Source organism: Streptomyces sp. NPDC040589 (assembly GCF_055594445.1).
This window is the reverse complement of record NZ_JBVIWP010000017.1, coordinates 25,613-45,928: the sequence shown is the minus strand read 5'-3', so window position 1 is coordinate 45,928 and position 20,316 is coordinate 25,613. Positions and strand designations below refer to the sequence as shown.

Genomic DNA, 20,316 nt, shown 5'->3' with positions numbered 1-20,316 from the left:
CCGCCATGCCGATCCACCCAAGGGAATCCGACCCGGCCGTGCCGGACCCGGCCGACCCGGCTCCAGAGGGCGCCGTACGCCCTCCCCGAGGGGATCTTCCGCGCTCGGGCCCGCCGGCCGGGACGGGGCCTGACACGGGCGAGGAACCCGGCCCCGACGCGGCCGGCGGCCCCGCACCGTCCGAGCACGAGCACACGGCCGAACTCCAGGAACTCGAGGACCGCTGGCGGCGCGCGCTCGCCGACCTCGACAACCTCCGCAAGCGCCACGCCAGGGAACTGGAGCGGGAGCGGACAGCCGAGCGGTCCCGCACAGCCGCCGCCTTCCTGCCCGTCCTGGACAACCTCGAACTCGCCCTGACCCATGCCGGATCCGACCCCGGAGCGATCGTCGAGGGCGTCCGGGCGGTCCGCGACCAGGCGGTGAACGTCCTCGAACTGCTCGGCTACCCGCGGCACGCGGAAACCGGCGTCGCCTTCGACCCGGCCCGGCACGAGGTGGTCGGCGTCGTCCAGGATCCCGATGCCCCACCGGGCACGGTCGTCGAGGTGCTGCGCCCGGGCTACGGGGACGGGGAACGGCAGCTCAGGCCAGCCGCCGTGACTGTCGCGAAGCGGGAGTGACCGGTCATGGCACGGGACTTCTACGAGGTGCTGGGCGTGTCACGGACCGCGAGCCAGGACGAGATCCAGCAGGCATATCGCCAACTCGCCCGCAAGCACCACCCCGACGTCAACAAGGACCCGGGGGCGGAGGAACGCTTCAAGGACCTCAACGAGGCATACAGCGTCCTTTCGGACCCCAAGACACGGGCCCGTTACGACCGCTTCGGTGAGGACTTCCGCAAGATCCCCGAGGACTTTGACGAACGGGTCGCGGCCGGAGCGGGCGGCGGCTTCCGCGCTCGGAGGACCGCTGGTGCGGGCGGCCCCCGCGTCCGGTACACCGGCTTCGGCGACGACTTCGCAGCGGAGGGCGTCGACATCGAGGACCTGCTCGGCTCGCTCTTCGGAGCAGGCGCCGCCCCCGGCGGTGTACCGGGGGCCGACCAGGAGGCCGAGCTGCCGCTCACCGTCGAGGAGGCCTACAGGGGCGGCCGCCGCACCGTCACGCTCGCCGGTCCCACCGGGCAACCGCGGCGGTACGAGGTCGACGTACCGCCCGGCGTCACCGATGGGCAGCGCATCCGCCTGGCGGGCGAGGGCGGCCGGGGCAGTGGTGACGCCCCCGCGGGCGACCTGTACCTGCGGGTGCGTATCCAGCCCCACCCCCGGTTCCGGCTGGACGGCCGCGACGTCCACGTACAGGTCCCCGTCACTCCTTGGGAGGCGGCCCTGGGTGCGACCGTGCCGGTCCCCACCCCCGGCGGCGGCACGGCCAAGGTCACGGTGCCCGCGGGCTCCTCCAGCGGCCGGCGGCTGCGACTGCGCGGCGAGGGCATGCCGAACCCGCGCGGCGCGAACGGCGACCTGTACGCCGAACTCCGCGTCATGGTGCCGCCCGCCCTCGGCGACCGGGAGCGCGAGCTGTTCGAGGAGCTCGCCGCCACCTCTTCGTACGACCCCAGGAGGACGTGATGAGCGACCGACCCTCATGGGCGGCGACCGGCGGTCAGGCCGCCCGGGCCGACGCGGGCGGGCGTCCCGTACGGACGAGCGCCGGCTCCACAGCCGTGCGGTACGCGCTCGTCCCCGTGCCCAGGCTTTCCCTGGACACCGTGGCCCGCCGCTCGGGCCTCCACCCCGACCTGGTCCGCCGGTTCGTCGCCCTCGGACTGGTCGACGCCGAACGCGACGCCGCGGGGCACCTCGTGTTCGACCCCGCGGCCCCGGCGGTCCTCGCCCGCGTCCAGCGGCTGCGCTCCGGACTCTGCCTCAACTACGCATCTATCGGTCTGGTGCTCGACCTGCTCGACCGCATCAGCCTGCTCGAAGCCGCACTGCGCGACCGCGGCAGGAGGAGTGACTCACCCCCATGGACATGAACCGTCTCACCCAGAAGTCACAGGAAGCCCTCCAGGAGGCGCAGACCGCCGCCGTCCGCATGGGCCAGACCGAGGTCGACGGTGAGCATCTGCTGCTCGCGCTCCTCGACCAGGAGGACGGCCTGATCCCGCGGCTGCTGCAACAGGCGGGCAGGGAGCCCGAAGAGCTCCGTGCGGCTGTGCGTGAGGAGCTTTCCCGCCGGCCCAAGGTGACCGGCCCGGGCGCGGCGCCGGGCCAGGTGTTCGTCACCCAGCGCCTGTCCCGGCTGCTGGACGCGGCAGAGCGGGAGGCCAAACGCCTCAAGGACGAGTACGTGTCCGTGGAGCACCTCCTGCTGGCCCTGGCCGAGGAGGGCTCGTCCACCGCCGCCGGACGGCTGCTCAAGGAGCACGGCATCACCCGGGACTCGTTCCTGAGCGCGCTGACCCAGATCCGCGGCAACCAGCGCGTGACCTCGGCAAACCCCGAAGTGGCCTACGAGGCGCTGGAGAAGTACGGCCGCGACCTGGTCGCCGAGGCCAGGGACGGCAAACTCGACCCGGTCATCGGCCGGGACGCCGAGATCCGCCGCGTCACTCAGATCCTCAGCCGCAAGTCCAAGAACAACCCGGTCCTCATCGGCGACCCCGGCGTCGGCAAGACCGCCATCGTCGAGGGCCTCGCCCAGCGCATCGTCCGCGGCGACGTGCCCGAAGGACTGCGCGACAAGACCGTGTTCGCACTCGACATGGGCTCCCTGGTGGCCGGGGCAAAGTACCGGGGCGAGTTCGAGGAACGCCTCAAGGCCGTGCTGTCCGAGGTGAAGGCAGCCCAGGGGCACATCCTGCTCTTCGTCGACGAACTCCACACCGTCGTAGGCGCGGGCGCCGCCGAAGGAGCCATGGACGCGGGCAACATGCTCAAGCCGATGCTCGCCCGCGGCGAACTCCACATGATCGGTGCCACCACCCTCGACGAGTACCGCAAGCACATCGAGAAGGACGCCGCCCTCGAACGCCGCTTCCAGCAGGTCCTGGTCGAGGAGCCGAGCGTGGAGGACACCATCTCCATCCTCCGCGGACTGCGCGAACGCCTGGAAATCTTCCACGGCGTGAAGATCCAGGACACCGCGCTGGTATCCGCGGCCACCCTCAGCCACCGCTACATCACCGATCGGTTCCTGCCCGACAAGGCCATCGACCTCGTCGACGAGGCGTGCGCCCGGCTGCGTACCGAGATCGACTCGATGCCCGCCGAACTCGACGAGATCACCCGCCGCGTCACCCGCCTGGAGATCGAGGAGGCCGCCCTCTCCAAGGAGACCGACCCCGCCAGCAAAACCCGCCTGGAGGAGCTGCGCAGGGAACTGGCCGACCTGCGTGGCGAGGCCGACGCCAAGCACGCCCAGTGGGAGGCCGAACGGCAGGCCATCCGCCGCGTGCAGGAACTGCGCCAGGAACTGGAGCAGGTCCGCCACGAGGCGGAGGAAGCCGAACGCGCCTACGACCTCAACCGCGCCGCCGAACTCCGCTACGGCCGCCTCCAGGACCTGGAGCGCCGGCTCGCCGCAGAGGAGGAGCAACTGGCCGCGAAGCAAGGGGAGAACCGGCTGCTGCGCGAGGTCGTCACGGAGGAGGAGATCGCCGAGATCGTCGCCGCCTGGACCGGTGTCCCCGTCGCCCGCCTCCAGGAGGGCGAACGCGAGAAGCTGCTGCGCCTCGACGAGATCCTGCGCGAGCGCGTCATCGGCCAGGACGAGGCCGTCAAGCTCGTCGCCGACGCCATCATCCGCGCCCGCTCCGGCATCCGCGACCCTCGCCGCCCCATCGGCTCGTTCATCTTCCTCGGCCCCACCGGCGTCGGGAAGACCGAGCTGGCCAAGACCCTCGCCCGGGCCCTGTTCGACTCCGAGGAGAACATCGTCCGCCTCGACATGAGTGAGTACCAGGAGCGTCACACCGTCAGCCGGCTCATGGGCGCACCGCCCGGATACGTCGGCTACGAGGAAGGCGGCCAGCTCACCGAGGCCGTACGCCGCAAGCCGTACTCGGTCGTGCTGTTCGACGAGATCGAGAAGGCGCACACCGATGTCTTCAACACCCTGCTGCAGATCCTCGACGACGGCCGCATCACCGACGCCCAGGGCCGCACCGTCGACTTCCGCAACACCGTGATCATCATGACGTCCAACATCGGCTCCGAGCACCTCCTCGACGGCGCCACCGCCGAGGGTGAGATCAAGCCGGACGCCCGCGCCCTGGTGATGGGCGAGCTGCGCGGGCACTTCCGCCCGGAGTTCCTCAACCGCGTCGACGACATCGTGCTCTTCAAGCCGCTCGGTGAGCAGCAGATCGAGCGGATCGTGGAGCTGCAGTTCGACGAGCTGCGGCAGCGGGTCGCCGAACGCCGCATCACCGTAGAACTCACCGACGCAGCAAGAGAGTTGATCGCCCACCAGGGCTACGACCCGGTGTACGGGGCCCGGCCGCTGCGGCGTTACATCTCCCACGAGGTCGAGACGCTGGTCGGGCGCGCCCTGCTGCGCGGCGACGTCCAGGACGGCGCGAAGGTCCGCGTCGACGCCCAGCACGGAGAGCTGGTGGTCACCTACGACCAGCCCGAGGACGTGAAGGGAGCGAGGGCGGCATGAGTACCGTGCAAGCCACCAACGTCACCTGCCCGCACTGCGGGCGCACCAACCGGATACCCGTGGCCGCCGAGGGCCGCCCCAGGTGCGCCAACTGCAAGCAGCCCCTGCCGTGGATGGCCGACGCGGGCGACGACGACTTCACCGAGGTCGTCGAGCAGGCCACCGTGCCCGTCGTCGTCGACCTGTGGGCCACCTGGTGCGGCCCCTGCCGCATGGTGAGCCCCGCGCTGGAGAAGGTCGCCGCCGATCTCGCGGGAAAGATCAAGCTGGTCAAGGTCGACATCGACAAGAACCCGCGCCTGGCGCAGCGGTTCGAGGTCCAGGCGGTACCGACGCTGTTGGTACTCGACAAAGGGCAGACCATCGCCCGGCAGGCGGGTGCCGCACCTGCCCCTGCCCTGCGGCGGTGGGTGGAGCAGTCGATCGCGGGCCGCGAACCGGCCGGGAAAGGGTGATCAGCCATGACCGTACGAACCGACCCCCACCTCGCGCTCGTCCGGCCGGTCCAGCCACTGACCCCCGAAGGGTGTCAAGAGTGTCTGCTGCTCGGCTCCCCGTGGGTCCACCTAAGGCTCTGCCTGACCTGCGGCCACGTCGGCTGCTGCGATTCCTCGCCGAACCGGCACGCGCGCCGTCACGCCGCCGCCGACGGCCATCCGATCGCGGCGTCGCTGGAGCCCGGCGAGGACTGGCGGTGGTGCTTCGTCCACGAGGCGTTCGTGTGATGTCCGGCGACGAGACGCGGCCAGGCGCAGCGCAGGTGCCGGACGAGGGGGAGGAGAGCGTCCCCTTCGAGACCGCCGACATCTACGGCGCCTATCCCCGCCTGCCGGAGGACCAGATGGACCGCCTGGCGCAGCGTGGCCGGCGGCGCGAAGTCGACGCCGGCGATGTGCTGATCCGAGAGGGGGAGCGGTGCGAGACGTTCTACGTCGTCCTCAGCGGCTCGGTCGCCATCGTCGAGGGCTACGGCACGCCCGACGAACGTCTGCTGCGTGTGCACGGCCCCGGCCGCTTCATCGGCGAGCTCGGCCTCCTGAACGGGCAGGTGGCCTTCTACACCGCTACGGTCAGGGACCCCGGTGAGGTCCTCGCCCTGTCCATGGATCAGCTGCGTGACCTGGTGACCCGGGACTCCGTCCTTGGCGATCTGGTGCTGCGCGCCTGCCTCGGCCGCCGTGCCCTGCTCGTCGGGCAGGGCGCCGGTTTCCGCATCGTCGGCTCGCGCTATTCGCCCGACACCCGGCGGCTGCGTGAGTTCGCCGCCCGCAACCGGCTGCCGTACCGCTGGATCGATCTCGAGACGGACGAGGAGGCCGAGGAGCTGCTGCGCCGCTTCGGCGTCGGCCCGGAGGAGACACCGCTCGTCATCTGGCGGGACGCCACTCTGTTGCGCAACCCCAGCAACGCGGAACTGGCCCGGCTCATGGGCCTGCCCTCGCTTCCTGCGGGAAACCATCACGGTGATCTCCTGATCGTCGGCTCCGGACCCGCCGGTCTCGCCGCCGCGGTGAACGCCGCCTCGGAGGGTCTCGGTACGACCCTGGTCGAGGCGATGGCCACCGGCGGTCAGGCCGGGACGTCGTCCCGCATCGAGAATCTGCTCGGCTTCCCCTCCGGCATCTCCGGCGCCGAACTCACCGACCGCGCGGTGCTCCAGGCCGACAAGTTCGGCGCCCGGATCAGCGTCCCGGCGGAGGCGGCCCGCCTTGAACCGCGGGACGGCCACTACGCCGTCGGGTTCGCCGACGGCACCGAGATCACCGCCCGCACCGTCGTCCTGGCCACCGGCGCCCGCTACCGCCGCCTCCACGTGCCCGGCATCGAACGCCTGGAGGGAACGAGCGTCCACTACTCGGCGACCGTCTACGAGGCCCAGCAGTGCCGCACCGACCCGGTGGCCGTCGTCGGCGGCGGCAACTCCGCGGGCCAGGCCGTGCTCTTCCTGGCCGGCTACACACCGCAGGTGTATCTGCTCGTCCGTGGGCCGAGCCTCGAGGCGCACATGTCCCGCTACCTGATCGATCAGGTCGAGCGCCACCCGCGGGTGCGCGTGCTGCTGCACACCGAGATGACCGAGGCACTCGGCGACAAGGTGCTGGAGGCGGTCACCGTGGTCGACCACCGTACGGGCGAGCATCAGCAGCTCGCGGTGCGGGCCCTGTTCGTCTTCACCGGCGCTGAGCCCCACACAGAGTGGCTGTCCGACGCGCTCGCCCTCGACGCGCGCGGCTTCGTGCTCACCGGGGCGGAGGCGCAGGCCTGTTCCGTCCCCGGACTGTGGCAGAGCCAGGGCCGCGACTGCCTGACGTTGGAGACCAGCCTGCCTGGCGTCTTCGCCGTCGGCGACGTCCGCAGCGGCTCGGTGAAACGCGTGGCCTCCGCGGTCGGCGAAGGCGCGATGAGCATCCACTTCGTGCACCGCTACCTGGGCCAAACGGCCGCGCCCGGCGGCACCGACAGCTCCCCGCATACCCGTCCGAAGGAGTCCGCTTGGCTCGGATGATTTCGAAGAGAGACGAGATCACGAGAAGGAGAAGGAGGCGATGGGAATGGCCACGCCCGTCAGGCGCCACCGCGGTGGCGCAATGCAGGACAGGCCCGTTGGCTGGGCACGCAATCCGCTGACGGAGTTCGACCAACTGCTCAGCGAGATGAGCGGACTGATCGAATCCACGGTGGGAGGCGCGGCGCCCGCAGTCGCGTGGACACCCCTGGCGGATGTCACGGAGTCCGACGACGCCTTCCACATCGAGATCGAACTCCCCGGCGTCAAGAGCAAGGACGTCGACGTCGAAGCGAACGGCCAGGAGCTGGTGGTCACCGGAGAGATCAAGGAGAAGGAACGCAAAGGCGTCCTGCGCCGGAGCACCCGCCGCACCGGAGCCTTCGAGTACCGGCTGCGGCTGCCCGGAGAGGTCGACACCGAAAAGATCAATGCGCAGATGTCGGACGGGGTGCTCACCATCACCGTCCCCAAGGCCGAGGTCGCAAAGCCCCGGCACGTCGAGATCAGCGAGACGAGTGAAAGCACCGGGAGCAGCGGCTGAGACGCGAACGCCGCGGTTCCGGACACCCGTCCGGCACCGCGGCCGGGCCGGCGAGGCCCGACATCCGGGGTGACTCATGAATGACGTCCCGTATCACCACCCCTCACGGCGGCGGAGACTCGGCATGTGGCTCGCCACCGGCTTCCTTTCGGCGCCGCAGGCGCCAGGCGCGCAGCAGCCGAATTCCGCCCACGGCCGTGCCGATCGCGACAGGACGCACGAGACCGCCTTCGCCCGGCCCACGTCCGGCAGGTCGCGCACGAGCGGGGCCTGCGGATCGCCGACCGCACCGCCCGCCGCCGGGAGCGGGAGCGCGCCGGAGCCCGCCGCTACCGCCCGGGCACCGGACCGGGCAGCAGGATGTACTCGCCGGGGATGGCCGGCACCGCGGGCACGGCAAGCCGTACGTCCGCCATGGCCGAACAACGCCTCGACGACGAGATCGAACAGATCACCCACGCGCTCCGAGAAACCGGCCCGACGAGCCGCGACCGACTCGACCAGGCCGTGGACGGCCGTTCCTGGGGCCCCGGACGCTTCCACCGTGCCCTGCGTGAGTCCGAGCGGGAGTCCAGGGCCAAGAGCCTTGCTAACGGCAGCTACGCGCCGACCGACGGACGCGGCCGGCCCGACAGCGCACCGGACGACCCCTATGACCAGCGGTGACCGGGGCAGAAGGAGGCAGCGATGAAATACGACGGATTTCTCGCCCACGTACGCGAGCAAGGCGAATACAAGGACCAGGACGAAGCCGCGGACGTCACCAAGGCCGTGCTGGAAGTGCTCGCCCAACGGATCAGCCCGGGAGAGGTCAAGGACCTCGCGTCCCAGCTGCCCGGCCCGCTGGGACAGGTCCTGCACCATGCCACGCCGCAGCGGGCGGAGAGCTTCGGCATCGAAGAGTTCTACCGCCGGGTCGCCGAGCGCACCCATGCCCGGCCGCGTACGGCGCAGTGGGACGCCAGCGCGGTCCTGTCCACCGTTGCCGACGCTGTCACCGGCGGAGAACTGAATCAGATCATCAGTCAGCTCCCCTCCAGTTACGCGGTCCTGTTCGGCAAGGCCGACCTCGCGGACTGAACCCGTGAGGCGCCCAGAACGAAAGGCCCACGAAAATGGTTGATACAGGTTTCTCCTCGTTCGACACCATGGTGGACAAGGCCAATCGGCTCCTCAAAGACGTCGAGGAGGCCTTCGCATGGCCCAAAGAACGGCGTAAGCAGTCGTACGCGGCACTGCGAGCCGTGCTGCACCCGCTCCGGGATCGTCTCCCGGTCGAGACGGCCGTACAGTTCGGCGCTCAGCTGCCGACCCTCGTCAGGGGCATCTACTACGACGGCTGGAAACCGGCCGAGACGCCCGTGAAGATGAGCAACGAGGAGTTCTTCGCACGGGTCCGGAGCGAATTCCCCTACGCGGTCGAGGGCGGCAGCGAGAAGCTGGTGCGCACCGTACTGAAAACTCTGGAGCGCCATGTGAGCGCCGGCGAATGGGAGCACCTCAAATCCCGGGTGCCGAACTCGTTTGCCGCGCTTCTGCCGTGACCCCGGTGGAGGAGGCCATGAGTGCGGAAGGGGACTGCCACTCGAACATCAAGATCGTGGCGTCGTCGCTGAGTTCGTTGTGCTGATGCTCGAGGATGGCATGGATGAGCAGGCGCAGCACTTCTGGGGCGCTCTGCCCTGCTGCGGTCGACCGGATGACGTAGTCGGTGAAGCGCTCCAGGCCGAACTCTTCGCCTGCCTCGTCGCGCGATTCCACGACCCCGTCTGAGTAGAGCAGTATGCGGTCACCGGGTTCGAGGCTGACGTCGTGCACCTCACGGGCGGTCCCGGCGAGGCTGGCGGGCAGACCCAGAGGAGGCTCAGGTGGCCGCTCCAAGGCCTTGTGGAGCAGGCGATGGCGACGGATGAGCAACGGAGGCGGGTGGCCGCAGTTGCACCAGCGCAGGACACCGGTCGGCATGTGCAACTGGGTGAAGACACCCGTGCAGAACTGCTCCGGAAGCCACTTCGCCAACGCCTCGTCCATGGTGCCCACGAGTTCGTTCAGGTCTGCCCCGCTGCGCCGGGCGTTACGGCAGCCTGCCATGGCGACAGAAGTGGCAAGTCCGGACGCCAGGTTGTGCCCCATGCCGTCAAGGACTGTGGCGTGCAGAACGTCCTCGGTGAACGCATGGTCGAAAGCATCGCCGCCCAGTTCGTACGCAGGCTCCAGAACCGCTGTCGACACGACCCGTCCGGTGCCGATCGACCGGGGAGGGAGAAAAGCCCTCACCATCTCCGTGGGCAGGTGCATCGGCCTGGTACGCATGCGCTGCGCGATGGTGTCGCTGTAGGTGCGCTTGGACGTGATGATCAGTGCGAGGAGCAGCGCCGCCGTTCGGCAGCGCCGTAGCTTGAGCCCGTCCAGGGTGCTCATGTTCAGCTCAACGACGCCCAGCCGCTCCGCCCCGTCGGCCAGGGGCAACCACACCTTCAGCCCTCCGGAGGGGGTTTCCTCCACTCGGAGAGAGTCGGTGCGGTAGGCCCATCCGGCCAGCGAAGTGTCGAGCTCCAGTTCCGGCTCGCCTTCGACGAACGGCACCAGCAGTCTTTGCTGAATGTCGACCAGATAGACAACGGCCCTGCCCAGGCCCATGGCCTCGGTATACCGGTTCAGGACCACGGGCAGTTCCGCAGGTGATGCCAGATGGGCCGCCCTGACCAGTTCATCCAGCAGCCGCTCCCCGGACCCGACGGACATGTTCCTGTCCATGCCTTCGATGATCCTTTCGAGGACGAGCCGTCACGATGAGCTCTCCGACAGTCGAACTGTGGGCCGATCAGCCTGGAGGGCTCGGCCGGCTCACAGCAGGAGGTCGAAGACGGCTCGAGCCTCGTCCCAGTGCTGGGTCTGGGGGTTTTTCAGGTCGGGGTGGAGAATCTTGAAGCTCTGGGCAAGGGCCAGGCTGAGTCCGCCGATGATGTCCGGATAGGCCGCCTCGGTCTCCTCATCGGGCGTGCGGTCCAGAGCGGGATGGGTGGCGAGCTGTTCCAGGATCGGCTTGAGTTCTACTTCCTGGTCGATCTTCCGGAAGTGGTGAATGCTCTCCTGCAGGCCTTTCGTGATCGGTAGGTCACAGGTCCGGATGATGTCGCGCCTGTTGGCTTTGGCAGTGGCCTGGGCGACGGTCAGCAGATCGTAGAGCTTGGCGTCGACGAAGTCGCTGTAGCGCTTGAGATCGTTCTTGTCGACGTTCAGCCCTGCGGCCGCGCGAAAGAACCTCTCGAATCTGGCGATGGACATCACGGTCATGACGGCTACCTCCGGCTGCGGGAGCCGGGTGGCTCCCGGCCCCTGGGCTTCCCAGTCAGCCTGGCCGACGGGGGCGCGTGAACACATGCGCATGTCGGGCCCAATTAGCCTCCCTGTATTGCCCTGCCAGGCCCATGCGCCCGACTGCCCGGGTTGTCGGACGGGCGTGCGGACCGACGGCAGGGCCAATGAGCGCTCGGGAGAGCCGGTGAGCAGCAGCCAGGGCCGGTTGACGCGGCCCATCCCGCCCACCAGCCGGCTCCCGGGCCGGACACGGAAAGCGGGATGGTCGGTGGCGCGGCGTGTGGTGCGTGCCGGGATGACGCCTGAGCGGGTCTTCGCGGTGGCGGACGCGATCGTGGCCCGGTGGTGGGAGCAGGCTCTGTGCTTGGGAGCAGGCTCTGTGCTGGAGAGACGAGGAGATCCGGCCGTACCGCCCGCACCTGCTGGCGGAGGCCGGCGTGTCACGCGGCGTGGACGTTACCTCGGTGGCGTCTGTGGGCACTTGGGATCGCGGGGCAGCCGACGAGGAGGGTCCACTCATGCGGGTGTCGTCTCAGGGCGTTACGGTCGTGGCTCTCCTGGCGGATCCGGACGCGCCGACGGAGATCGCGCAGCGCATGGCCCGGACGCTCTCTGCTCGGCTCGCCGACAAGTCGGGCCAGGGGCGACGGTTCGACGTCGAGGTGGTCAGTGAGCCCTTCACCTCGGGGACGGAGGACCCGCCCACCTTGATGCGCCGGATCATGGACCGTGGGAGTGCGGAGAACTGGGACGTCGTCGTGGCCCTCACCGACCTTCCGCTGCACGTACACGGACGCAGGCTCGCTGTGAATCTGAATCACGAACACGGCTTGGCGCTGCTCTCTCTTCCTTCACTGGGGGGCCTGCGGCTGCAGACGAGGGCCCGGCGGGCCGTCGAAGAAGCCGTGCTTGACTTGGCGGGCCCGCAAACCGCTGGGGCTGTAGGACCTCCGCGAAGTCAGCCGCTTCTGGGGCCCTTCGTCAATCGTCTCGCGCCTATTCATCCGGGCCCGATCGGTGAGAAGGAGACCGACGATCTTCGGTACGTCGTCGGCGGGCCGCGCGGTTACCTGCGAGTGCTCTTCGGTATGGTCCGCGCCAACCGGCCGTGGCGGTTGGTGACGGGTTTGTCGAAAGCCCTGGCGGCCGCACTCGCCACAGGGGCCATCGCCACCCTGGACTCCACCACCTGGAGCCTCGCTGAGGCCCTGAGCGCGCCACGCCTCGTGATCGCCATGGTCGGGTCCGTCGGGCTCATGATCGGCTGGCTGATCGTAGACGGGGAGCTGTGGCATCGATCAACAGAAGGCTCACCGGAGGCGAGGCAGAGGGCCAGGCTCTACAACGCCTCGACGGTCGTGACTGTGGGTATCGGGGTGCTCGTCTGCTACGTGGGTTTGATGGTCATCAACTTGGTGTGGGCGCTGTTCATCCTCAACGACCAAGTGTTCGCTTCCATGACGCGAACCCCGCTGCACGCCACGGAGTACTTGACGCTGGCCTGGTTCGTCGCTTCGGTCGCCACCGTGGGCGGCGCGCTGGGATCAGGCTTCGAGAGCGACGATGCGATCCGGGCGGCCGCCTACTCCAAGCGCGAACAGGAACGTCGTCACACGCTCCAAGACGACCACGGTGACCAGCCCTCGAAGTGAACCGATACCGGCACAACCGGCAGCGCGACGTCGGCCCGGGGCCGCGCGTCCGGGCGCGGTGCCGTCAGGAGGCGGCGGCGCGGCCGACGCGCCCAGGCAGGGCGTTCCGGCTAGGCTCACATGGGTGAGGTGGCTGCGGACCTTCGGGGAGGTCGTGCGATCCGGGCTCACGATCGAGGAGGCGCGGCTGGAGCCCCTGCTCGCGCTGCGTACGGCTGCTGGGGTGGCGCTCGTCATCGGGCCGGCGCTGTGGCTGGTCTCCCCTGCGTACGCCGCGTCCGCCGCCCTCGGTGCCTACTCCGCGGGTGCGGCCACCTTCCAGCGCACCTGGCGTCCGCGCAAGGTGATCGCGCTCGGCGCGGGCGCGGGTCTGGCGCTCAGCACCTTCGTGGGCTACCTGGCGGCGGGGCGACTCGTGACGTTCCTCCCGCTGCTGGCCGTATGGGCCTTTGCCGCGGGGATGGCGTGGGCCCTCGGATCGACCGCTGGGATCGTCGCAGCGACGACGGTCGGCAGCATGCTGGTGACCATCACCCTGCCCACGAGCGTCGGACGAGCCTTGGAACACGCCGGGGTCATCGCGCTCGGAGGCATGGCGCAGGCCGTACTGATCTTGCTGTTCCCGATCCGCCGTTGGGGGGCGCATCGTGACGCGCTCGCCGACGCGCTGGCCGCCGTAGCGGACTACGCCCGCCGGCTGCGGCACGACCCGACCGCGCCGTTCGACCCGGAGCCACTGATGACGGCCCGGGACGCGGCTGCCGTGACGCCATCACAGGCCCGCACCCGTCCCCCCGTCCTCCACGGCCCCCGGGGCCTCGCCGAGCGCATTCTGCCGGTCGTCGCCGCGCTCGCCGACCCGGACGTCGGCGCCCCGGCGGAGGGATCCGGGCGGGACCGCGCACGGGAGTTGCTCGACGCGGCCGCCGACGTCCTGGACGCGGCCGCCCGTTCGATCCGCCGCGGCACTCCCGCCGAGGTGCCGCCCCGGAGCGCGGACGTCCTGCGTGTCGACGAGGAGGGCGAGGTGTTGGAGGGGCCCGCCCGGCAGGCCGCCGAACGGCTCGTGGAACTGCTCGCCGAGGCGTTGGAAATCGCCGGGAGCGGCGGCGCGCGCGACAAGGCGCCTACGGCGCCCGACCCCGCGAGCGCCCAGTTCCTGGTACGCCCGACCATGTTCAGGCTGCTCCCGGTCGTCGTCCGGGCGGTCCGCCGTGAGCTCCGCCGGGACTCGCCCGTGTTCCGGCACGCCGTCCGCCTGGCGGCGGTGGCCACGCTCGGCTATCTGATCGCTTCCCGGCTACCCCTGGAACACGGCTACTGGGCGCCCATCGCCTCGGTGATGGTGATGCGGCCGGACTTCCACCGGACGTACGCGCGTGCGGTGGGCCGTCTCGCCGGGACCCTGGCGGGGGTCGCGCTCGCCACCGGGATGGTGCGGGCTCTGGGCCCGGACGCCCATGTGTTCGGCGCGCTGGCGGTGGTCTCGGCGGCCCTGTCGTACACGCTGCTCCGTACCGGCTACGCCTACTCCCAGTGCTTCACTGCCGCGTACGTCGTCTTCCTGCTCGGCATGGGCGGCCACGCATGGGAGCAGACGGTCCCGGAGCGGGTGGTGCTCACCCTGCTCGGCGGGGCCTTGGCAATGCTGGCGTACGTGGTGTTCCCCGCATGGGAGACCCCCCGGCTGCCGGGTCGGCTCGCGGACTGGCTCGCCGCCAACGGCCGCTACGCGGCCGCAGTGCTCCGCGGCTACGCCGAACCGACCCGGGAGCGTCGCGCCGACATGCGCAGGGCCCTGCTGGCGAGCAGGGAGGCACGTGCGGCCTGGCAGGAGGCTTACGACCAGGCAAGGCAGGAACCGGTCCGCCCCAGGGGTCTGACGTCGCGCGAGGCGGAGGATGCGCAGGAGGCGCTCCAGGGGTTCGACCGGGCGGCGATGCTCATGGAGAGCCACGTCCCGCGGGCCGATAGTCGTTTCGCCCCCGAGGCGGAGCGGTTCGCCGAGGCCCTGGAGGCGGACACCGCGCGGGCGGCAGTCGACGTGCGCGAGCACAGGAATCCGGACTGGGGGCGCGTGGAGGAGGCGCTCCACGCGTGGGAGGGCGCCGCCGGGGACCGGAGCCCGGTGCTGCGGCGCGGGGCGGAACTGCAGAAGCGGGCCTTGGACAACCTTGCGACAGCCGTAAGCCGCACCCCCCTGGAACGGGACGTCGGCTCTGCTCGCGAGGAGCAACGGGTGCGGGCGGCCGTGGCTGCGGAAGGTGACGGATCATCACCCGCGCACCGGGCTGGGTGACGGCTCCGGCGACGGGGAGCGCCGCGACTCCTGGAGCGGGAAGTAGTCTCCCGGCCGTGTCGAGCGCCGCCACACGTACACCGCTGTCGCCATCACGAGGATCAGCCCCGCCAGGATGAGCAGTTCGATCCCCTCGACGTTCCACCGGAAGGACTTCTCCGCCTCGGCCGTCACGATGAGCACTTTGCGGATGCCGGCAATCAGGCCGACGACGAGGAACGGCTCCGCGTCGAGTGTCCGGTTCCTGATGGTGAGGCGGACGGTGTGGAGCAGCTCGGCCACGATGAACAGCACCAGGCCGCTGTCCAGGGCGGAGAGAACGACCGTCTCCTCGCGGTACGGCCCCTGGATCGACCTGATGACGTCATGGACGACCCCGACGGTCAGGATCCCCGCGAGCAGTACGAGGAGCGCCGCGACGACGAGGTGGATGCCGTCCTCGATGAGCTGTAGGAGGCCCTGTACCCGGCCGCCCTCGATCTTCGGGAGAATGGGTCGCACATTCGCATGCTAGGGGTGCCCCGGCCCGCAGGCGCGGCGTGCTGCCGAACGGGTGCACGCGCGGATGCCGCCCTGTGGTGGCAGCCTGGGGGAAGCGGCGAGGCGCGACATCACCGAGGCCTACCAGGCGGCAGGACAAGGGTTATGAGGCAGCCCGACGCGGACACGAACGGCAGGAACCTGCGGCCCGTCCTGGCGCCGACCCGGGGTCTGCCCTCCGATTCGGCCCGGGACCTCGCCTGCGGCCTGCCGGAGGAACCGCGCCACCGCACCGCCAGGGGCATCATCCGCTGGCAGACGGACACCGACGGCGCCCCTGGCGGCGAACGAACAGGTCGACGTGTCCGACGTGGCCGAAACGTCGGCGCCCGCCTGGAGGACGGCGACTGGGACATCGGCGTCTTCCTCACCGACCTGCCGGGCCGGGCGGAGCACAACCCGGTCCGCACCGAGGCCGACCCTGAGCACAGGGTCGCACTCCGTGGCGGTGCCGGAGGCCGCAGGTGCACTGGAGGTGCGTGATGAGTGCTGACCGCTCCCACGAGAGCCGTGATGGTCACATACTGGTCCTCGATGCCGGCTCTTCGAGCCTTCACCGCCGCCGGGGCATTCCTCACCTTCAGGCGGTTCGACCCCAAGGCCCGGATGCCGACCTGACCCTCTACCAGGTCCTCGACGTCCTTCAGGATCTACTGAGGAGCTGGACCGGCACCTGCACCACCTGCGGCCGACCTTTCACCAGCAACAGAACCAGAGCCAAAACCTAGGGAAGCACTACTAGTGCTCAGGGCGGGGTTTGGCCTTGGTGGCGTGGCGGGCGGCCTTGTAGGTCTCGGGCAGGAAGCGGTGTTCGATGGCGGTGCGCTTGGTGGCGGCGTCGCCGCCGACGACCTCGGCGCGTCCGTTCATCAGGGCGAGGAAGCCCTGGCGGGCGACTTCCTTGCGGCTGTTCTTCTTCGCGCCGGGGCCGAAGGCGGTGTTGTTCATGCCGGCGCGGGCGTGGAAGTCGCTGTCGGTGGCGCCGGGCATGAGACAGGTGACGGTGACGCCGTGTTCCTTGAGTTCCTCGCGCAGCCCGAGGGCGAACATGCGGGTGAAGGCGCGGGAGGGCCCGTACACCGTCTCGTAGGGGGTGGGCAGAGTCGCCGACAGCGACGAGGTGATCAGGATGCGGCCGCGGCCGTTGCCGGCCATGTGCCGGGCGACGTGCTTGGCCAGGTGGACGACGGAGGCCACGTTCAGCTGGATCAGGGAGAGTTCGTCGTCGAGGTCGGTGTCGAGGAAGGCGCCGCCGATGCTGCGGCCGGCGTTGAGGACCGCGGCGTCGAGCGGTCGGCCGATCTCCTGCACCGCCCGCCACACCGTCTCGACGCCCTCGCTCCGGGAGAGGTCGGCGCGTACGGGTGTGACGTGGACGCCGTGCCGCGCGAGGTCGGCCGCCGCCTGGTCGGTGTGCTCGCTGCGGCCGGTGGCGATCAGGTCGAATCCGTTGATGGCGAACAGCTTCGCGAGTTCGTAGCCGATGCCCGCGGAGGCCCCGGTCACCAGGGCGAGCGGGCGGTGGGAGGAGGCGGTGCTGCTCATGAGACGTGCTCCGTTCCGTGTGGGGTTGGCCGTTCGGTGCTGCCGGTGGCCGACCGCCGTGGGGTCGGCGCGGGCCGGCTCCGGGGCTGGGGGTGGGTTCACCACTCCTGGCGGGTGGGGTGGATGACGATGTCGTTGACGGTGACGTCGGAGGGCTGGTCGAGGGCGTGAACGACGGCGTCGGCCACCCGGTCGGGGTGGATGGCAGCCTGGTTGAGGTTCTGGGCGATCTGCTTGCCCTCCGTGTTGGAGACCTTGTCGGCCCAGCCGGTGTCGATGACGCCGGGGCTGATCATGGAGACCTGGATGCCGTGGGTGATGCCGACTTCCTGGCGGAGGCTGTCGGTGATACCGCGGATGAAGAACTTGGTGGCGCTGTAGACGCGCCTGGCGTCCCCGACGCGGATGCCGGCCACCGAACTGAGGTTGAGGATGTGGCCGGACCGACGGGCGATCATGCCGGGCAGGACGGCGCTGATGGCGTGCAGGTAGCCGCGGAGGTTGGTGTCGATCATCTTGTCCCAGTCGTCGACGGCACGGTCGGACCACTTGGAGAAGAGCATCAGACCGGCGTTGTTGACCAGGTGGTCGACGGGACCGTACTCGCTTGCCGCGAACTCGATCAGGCCCTCGACGTCGTCCAGGCGGGTGACGTCGGTGACGCGGGCGGTCGCGGTGCCGCCGGCGTCGCGGATCTCGGTGACCAGGGTGTTGAGCCTGTCGGCGTTGCGGGCGGCGAGGACGACACGGGCGCCACGCGCGGCCAGGGCCCGGGCGCTGGCCGCGCCGATGCCGGAGGACGCACCGGTGATGACGCTGACGCGGCCCTGAAGGTGGGTGCCGTGGCTGTCTGCCATGGTGGCTCTCTCCTTGGTGTGAGCGGTGCTCAGGCGGTGCGTGCGCGGGTGTCGAAGTCGAGGAACATGCGCACGAACTCTCCCGGGTTCTCCTCGGGCACCCAGTGGCCGGCCTGCTCGACGAGGTGGCCGGTGACGTGGTCGGCGATCTCCTCGCACATGGCCCGGTAGTTGGCGGCCAGTGTCTGGGTGGCGCCGCCGGAGGCGAGCACGGGGACGGTGAGCTTGCCGTCGGAGGCGATGGCGTCACGGTGGATCTGGGCGTCGTGGTCGAGTTCCCGGTAGATCTCGCACAGGGCGCGCATCGCGCCGGGGGCCTGGAAGGCGCGGGCGTAGACGTCCACATCGGCGTCTGTGATGGCGTCGGGCTGGTAGGTCAGGTCGTCGAAGAACCGTGTGATGTACCAGCGTTCCCGGCCGTGGGTGAGGTGGACGGCGATGTCGGGATTGGCGTGGAAGTCGAAGTGCCAGGCGCTCTTGGCGACCTTGCGCTGCTCGTAGTAGTCCGTGCCGGGCAGCGGGGCCTCCATGGTGGTGAGGCTGACGACGTCGTCGCGGTAGCGCAGGGCGTAGCCGAACGCCAGCATCGAGCCGAGGTCGTGGCCGACCACGGAGACGGGCCCCGGGATGCCGAGGTGGTCGTGAATGAGGGCGTGCAGGTCAGCGGCCATGGTCCACTTGTCGTAGCCGTCGCGGGGCTTGGTCGAGGCGCCGGCGCCGCGGTAGTCGGGAGCGACGACGCGGTAGCCGGCCTGTGCGAGCGGGGCGAGCACCTTGCGCCAGGCATGCCGGGTCTGCGGGGCGCCGTGGATGAGCAGCACCGTCTTCGACGCCTCGGCCTCGGGCAGAGGGGACGGTTCGGCGAGGGTGTAGCCGATGCGGACACCGGCGTCCTGGTCGATCCAGGCACGGCCGTGGCTGATCTGGACACTGCCGTGGTCGGTGCCGGTGGCCGCTGCGGAGTGCGCGTTCATCCTGGAGTGCCTTTCATGGGGTGCGGGCGGCGGAAGGCCTGCTGCGGGGCCGTCGGCCGCGGGCCGTTGTCCGCTGAGGTGGGTGGTCAGGTCAGGCCGTAACCACGATGCGAGGACACGCCGTGAGCGCCGCATCGGCGGGGAAAGCGGTGAGCATTGCCTCCATCTCCTTCACTGCCGTGTGCGAGGGCGGGAAGTGCTGGAGAAGACGCTGAGGGTCCTGGCTGCTGCCAGGCGGTGGCCACCGTGCGGGCCGCGGCATGTCGGTTCTCGTGGTCGGGGTGGGGTGCGTGATCGACGGGTCGGCTTCGTGCGGGGTGCGGGTGTCGCAGCGGGCTGCCTGAGGTGGCCGGCCGGTGACGGGCCAGGCGAGGCCGTCACCGGCCGGCCCTCCAGAACAGGGTCAGGCGGCGGGGGCGTCGAAGTCGGCCGACTTCGTCAGCGCCTCGTTCGCCCGGATCTCGGCGAGCATCGACTCCAGCTGCTCGATCGCCATGCTGTACGCCGGGGCACCCAGCGGCAGGCGCTGCGGGTGGGCGTCGGCGGAGAGGGCAGTGATGATCGCCCGGGCGGCGCCGTGGGGGTCGCCGGGCTCCTTGCCGGTGTCCGCGCGGAACGCCGCACGCGCCGCGCCGACCGTGTCGGCGTAGTCGGCGATCTCCCGCTCGGGCAGCGTCTCGTTGGCGGAACGGCCGGCCCAGTCGGTGCGGAAGGGGCCGGGCTCGACGAGCAGCGTGGTGATGCCCAGCGGGGCGACCTCCTGGCGCAGGGCGTCGGTCAGGCCCTCGACGGCGAACTTGGTGGCGGCGTAGTAGCCGACGGCCGGGAAGGCGCGCAGTCCTCCGATGGAGGAGAAGTTCACGATCGTTCCCGAGCGGCGTGCGCGCATGCCCGGCAGGACGGCGCGGATGACGTCGGACAGGCCGAAGACGTTGATGTCGAAGATCCGGCGGATCTCTTCGTCGGTGCTCTCCTCGACGGCGGCGAAGTAGCCGATGCCGGCGTTGTTGACCAGCACATCAATGCCGCCGAAGTGCTTCTCGGCAGCGCCGACGGCCTCCCTGACCTGCGCGGCGTCGGTGACGTCGAGGGGCAGGGCGAGCGCCTGGTCGTTGCCCTCGACGAGATCCTTGACCTGAGCGACGTTGCGGGCGGTGACGACCGCCTTGTGGCCGGCGGCGAGGACCTCCTGGGCCAGAGCGCGGCCGAAGCCGGTCGAGCAGCCGGTGATGAACCAGACCTTCTGCTGAACAGTCACGATGCGGATCTTCCTCGGAACGGGCGCACCCCTCCCACGGCGATCACCACGGGTGACGGCGAAGGGGGCGCTGTGTACGGGGGAAAAGCGGCACCCGCCCCGGCCTGTGCCACGCACACGGCAGGCGGGCCGCGGACCTCCTCGAGGTCGCTGCGATGGCCGCCCAGCCATTGATGCACGCCGTAACGCGGCAAACCAAGCCGCGG

Annotated in this window: 21 protein-coding genes; 14 read left to right on the top strand and 7 right to left on the bottom strand. The window is 70.2% G+C overall.

The window, feature by feature from the left end; translation table 11 throughout:
- The first annotated feature begins 5 nt into the window (after positions 1-5).
- The 11 genes from ACZ58V_RS40720 (at position 6) to ACZ58V_RS40670 (ending at position 9,208) form a co-directional block, all read left to right on the top strand.
- Positions 6-623, top strand: a complete 618-nt coding sequence (locus tag ACZ58V_RS40720) for a nucleotide exchange factor GrpE (protein ID WP_468198409.1) — start codon at positions 6-8, stop codon at positions 621-623.
- A 6-nt stretch (positions 624-629) separates the two neighbouring features.
- The gene (locus ACZ58V_RS40715; RefSeq protein WP_471296378.1) at positions 630-1,577 is read left to right on the top strand and encodes a DnaJ C-terminal domain-containing protein; all 948 of its coding nucleotides are present in this window, start codon (positions 630-632) and stop codon (positions 1,575-1,577) included.
- On the top strand, positions 1,577-1,984 hold the full coding sequence (locus ACZ58V_RS40710) for a chaperone modulator CbpM (RefSeq protein ID WP_399900707.1): 408 nt from the start codon (positions 1,577-1,579) through the stop codon (positions 1,982-1,984). Before ACZ58V_RS40715 ends, ACZ58V_RS40710 begins: the two co-directional genes overlap by 1 nt.
- Positions 1,975-4,614 carry an ATP-dependent chaperone ClpB gene (gene clpB, locus ACZ58V_RS40705; protein WP_471296375.1) on the top strand — a complete coding sequence of 880 codons (2,640 nt, stop codon included), beginning with the start codon at positions 1,975-1,977 and terminating at the stop codon, positions 4,612-4,614. The genes ACZ58V_RS40710 and clpB overlap by 10 nt, the downstream gene beginning before the upstream one ends.
- Positions 4,611-5,069, top strand: coding sequence for a thioredoxin (trxA, locus tag ACZ58V_RS40700; RefSeq protein ID WP_471296372.1), 459 nt, complete (start codon positions 4,611-4,613; stop codon positions 5,067-5,069). Before clpB ends, trxA begins: the two co-directional genes overlap by 4 nt.
- Before the next feature lie 6 nt (positions 5,070-5,075).
- Positions 5,076-5,339 carry a UBP-type zinc finger domain-containing protein gene (locus ACZ58V_RS40695; RefSeq protein ID WP_184907154.1) on the top strand — a complete coding sequence of 88 codons (264 nt, stop codon included), beginning with the start codon at positions 5,076-5,078 and terminating at the stop codon, positions 5,337-5,339.
- On the top strand, positions 5,339-7,120 hold the full coding sequence (locus ACZ58V_RS40690; RefSeq protein ID WP_471296370.1) for an FAD-dependent oxidoreductase: 1,782 nt from the start codon (positions 5,339-5,341) through the stop codon (positions 7,118-7,120). Before ACZ58V_RS40695 ends, ACZ58V_RS40690 begins: the two co-directional genes overlap by 1 nt.
- A 46-nt stretch (positions 7,121-7,166) precedes the next feature.
- Entirely contained in the window at positions 7,167-7,664 is a 498-nt protein-coding gene (locus tag ACZ58V_RS40685) for an Hsp20/alpha crystallin family protein (RefSeq protein WP_471296368.1), read from the top strand.
- Positions 7,665-8,039: 375 nt separating this feature from the next.
- Positions 8,040-8,330 carry a hypothetical protein gene (locus ACZ58V_RS40680; RefSeq protein ID WP_471296366.1) on the top strand — a complete coding sequence of 97 codons (291 nt, stop codon included), beginning with the start codon at positions 8,040-8,042 and terminating at the stop codon, positions 8,328-8,330.
- 21 nt (positions 8,331-8,351) lie between these two features.
- Entirely contained in the window at positions 8,352-8,744 is a 393-nt protein-coding gene (locus ACZ58V_RS40675; RefSeq protein ID WP_471296363.1) for a DUF2267 domain-containing protein, read from the top strand.
- 35 nt (positions 8,745-8,779) lie between these two features.
- Positions 8,780-9,208: a DUF2267 domain-containing protein gene (locus ACZ58V_RS40670; RefSeq protein ID WP_468198428.1), complete on the top strand. Its 429-nt coding sequence runs from the start codon at positions 8,780-8,782 to the stop codon at positions 9,206-9,208.
- Here ACZ58V_RS40670 and ACZ58V_RS40665 read toward each other — a convergent pair.
- On the bottom strand, positions 9,165-10,421 hold the full coding sequence (locus ACZ58V_RS40665; RefSeq protein ID WP_471296360.1) for a PP2C family protein-serine/threonine phosphatase: 1,257 nt from the start codon (positions 10,419-10,421) through the stop codon (positions 9,165-9,167). The two genes, ACZ58V_RS40670 and ACZ58V_RS40665, sit on opposite strands and share 44 nt — an antisense overlap.
- Before the next feature lie 90 nt (positions 10,422-10,511).
- Positions 10,512-11,204 carry a DUF1931 family protein gene (locus ACZ58V_RS40660; protein ID WP_468198433.1) on the bottom strand — a complete coding sequence of 231 codons (693 nt, stop codon included), beginning with the start codon at positions 11,202-11,204 and terminating at the stop codon, positions 10,512-10,514.
- 218 nt (positions 11,205-11,422) lie between these two features.
- On the opposite strand from ACZ58V_RS40660, the gene ACZ58V_RS40655 reads away from it, so the two are divergent.
- Both ACZ58V_RS40655 and ACZ58V_RS40650 read left to right on the top strand, forming a co-directional pair.
- A complete protein-coding gene (locus ACZ58V_RS40655) occupies positions 11,423-12,637 on the top strand; it encodes a hypothetical protein (RefSeq protein WP_471296355.1) in 1,215 nt (404 codons plus the stop codon).
- 124 nt (positions 12,638-12,761) lie between these two features.
- Positions 12,762-14,936: an FUSC family protein gene (locus tag ACZ58V_RS40650; RefSeq protein WP_471296352.1), complete on the top strand. Its 2,175-nt coding sequence runs from the start codon at positions 12,762-12,764 to the stop codon at positions 14,934-14,936.
- On the opposite strand, the gene ACZ58V_RS40645 is transcribed toward ACZ58V_RS40650, so the two are convergent.
- The gene (locus tag ACZ58V_RS40645) at positions 14,913-15,437 is read right to left on the bottom strand and encodes a phosphate-starvation-inducible PsiE family protein (protein WP_468198440.1); all 525 of its coding nucleotides are present in this window, start codon (positions 15,435-15,437) and stop codon (positions 14,913-14,915) included. The two genes, ACZ58V_RS40650 and ACZ58V_RS40645, sit on opposite strands and share 24 nt — an antisense overlap.
- A gap of 144 nt (positions 15,438-15,581) precedes the next feature.
- On the opposite strand from ACZ58V_RS40645, the gene ACZ58V_RS40640 reads away from it, so the two are divergent.
- Entirely contained in the window at positions 15,582-15,959 is a 378-nt protein-coding gene (locus tag ACZ58V_RS40640) for a hypothetical protein (protein WP_471296348.1), read from the top strand.
- 255 nt (positions 15,960-16,214) lie between these two features.
- Here ACZ58V_RS40640 and ACZ58V_RS40635 read toward each other — a convergent pair whose 3' ends face one another.
- The 4 genes from ACZ58V_RS40635 to ACZ58V_RS40620 form a co-directional block, all read right to left on the bottom strand.
- Positions 16,215-17,021 (bottom strand): SDR family NAD(P)-dependent oxidoreductase, encoded by an 807-nt coding sequence (locus tag ACZ58V_RS40635; RefSeq protein WP_468198444.1) that lies wholly within the window; start codon positions 17,019-17,021, stop codon positions 16,215-16,217.
- Positions 17,022-17,119: 98 nt separating this feature from the next.
- The gene (locus ACZ58V_RS40630) at positions 17,120-17,878 is read right to left on the bottom strand and encodes an SDR family oxidoreductase (RefSeq protein ID WP_471296345.1); all 759 of its coding nucleotides are present in this window, start codon (positions 17,876-17,878) and stop codon (positions 17,120-17,122) included.
- A 29-nt stretch (positions 17,879-17,907) separates the two neighbouring features.
- Positions 17,908-18,852: an alpha/beta fold hydrolase gene (locus tag ACZ58V_RS40625; protein ID WP_471296342.1), complete on the bottom strand. Its 945-nt coding sequence runs from the start codon at positions 18,850-18,852 to the stop codon at positions 17,908-17,910.
- 403 nt (positions 18,853-19,255) lie between these two features.
- A complete protein-coding gene (locus ACZ58V_RS40620) occupies positions 19,256-20,110 on the bottom strand; it encodes an oxidoreductase (RefSeq protein ID WP_468198451.1) in 855 nt (284 codons plus the stop codon).
- Between the last annotated feature and the right edge of the window lie 206 nt (positions 20,111-20,316).

What these genes read in the sequence shown, in the direction of transcription:
- ACZ58V_RS40720 (WP_468198409.1), top strand. Translation starts at nt 6, where the DNA reads ATGCCGATCCACCCAAGGGAATCCGACCCGGCCGTGCCGGACCCGGCC.
- ACZ58V_RS40715 (WP_471296378.1), top strand. Translation starts at nt 630, where the DNA reads ATGGCACGGGACTTCTACGAGGTGCTGGGCGTGTCACGGACCGCGAGC.
- ACZ58V_RS40710 (WP_399900707.1), top strand. Translation starts at nt 1,577, where the DNA reads ATGAGCGACCGACCCTCATGGGCGGCGACCGGCGGTCAGGCCGCCCGG.
- clpB (WP_471296375.1), top strand. Translation starts at nt 1,975, where the DNA reads ATGGACATGAACCGTCTCACCCAGAAGTCACAGGAAGCCCTCCAGGAG.
- trxA (WP_471296372.1), top strand. Translation starts at nt 4,611, where the DNA reads ATGAGTACCGTGCAAGCCACCAACGTCACCTGCCCGCACTGCGGGCGC.
- ACZ58V_RS40695 (WP_184907154.1), top strand. Translation starts at nt 5,076, where the DNA reads ATGACCGTACGAACCGACCCCCACCTCGCGCTCGTCCGGCCGGTCCAG.
- ACZ58V_RS40690 (WP_471296370.1), top strand. Translation starts at nt 5,339, where the DNA reads ATGTCCGGCGACGAGACGCGGCCAGGCGCAGCGCAGGTGCCGGACGAG.
- ACZ58V_RS40685 (WP_471296368.1), top strand. Translation starts at nt 7,167, where the DNA reads ATGGCCACGCCCGTCAGGCGCCACCGCGGTGGCGCAATGCAGGACAGG.
- ACZ58V_RS40680 (WP_471296366.1), top strand. Translation starts at nt 8,040, where the DNA reads ATGGCCGGCACCGCGGGCACGGCAAGCCGTACGTCCGCCATGGCCGAA.
- ACZ58V_RS40675 (WP_471296363.1), top strand. Translation starts at nt 8,352, where the DNA reads ATGAAATACGACGGATTTCTCGCCCACGTACGCGAGCAAGGCGAATAC.
- ACZ58V_RS40670 (WP_468198428.1), top strand. Translation starts at nt 8,780, where the DNA reads ATGGTTGATACAGGTTTCTCCTCGTTCGACACCATGGTGGACAAGGCC.
- ACZ58V_RS40665 (WP_471296360.1), bottom strand. Translation starts at nt 10,421, where the DNA reads ATGGACAGGAACATGTCCGTCGGGTCCGGGGAGCGGCTGCTGGATGAA.
- ACZ58V_RS40660 (WP_468198433.1), bottom strand. Translation starts at nt 11,204, where the DNA reads ATGGGCCGCGTCAACCGGCCCTGGCTGCTGCTCACCGGCTCTCCCGAG.
- ACZ58V_RS40640 (WP_471296348.1), top strand. Translation starts at nt 15,582, where the DNA reads ATGAGGCAGCCCGACGCGGACACGAACGGCAGGAACCTGCGGCCCGTC.
- ACZ58V_RS40635 (WP_468198444.1), bottom strand. Translation starts at nt 17,021, where the DNA reads ATGAGCAGCACCGCCTCCTCCCACCGCCCGCTCGCCCTGGTGACCGGG.
- ACZ58V_RS40630 (WP_471296345.1), bottom strand. Translation starts at nt 17,878, where the DNA reads ATGGCAGACAGCCACGGCACCCACCTTCAGGGCCGCGTCAGCGTCATC.
- ACZ58V_RS40625 (WP_471296342.1), bottom strand. Translation starts at nt 18,852, where the DNA reads ATGAACGCGCACTCCGCAGCGGCCACCGGCACCGACCACGGCAGTGTC.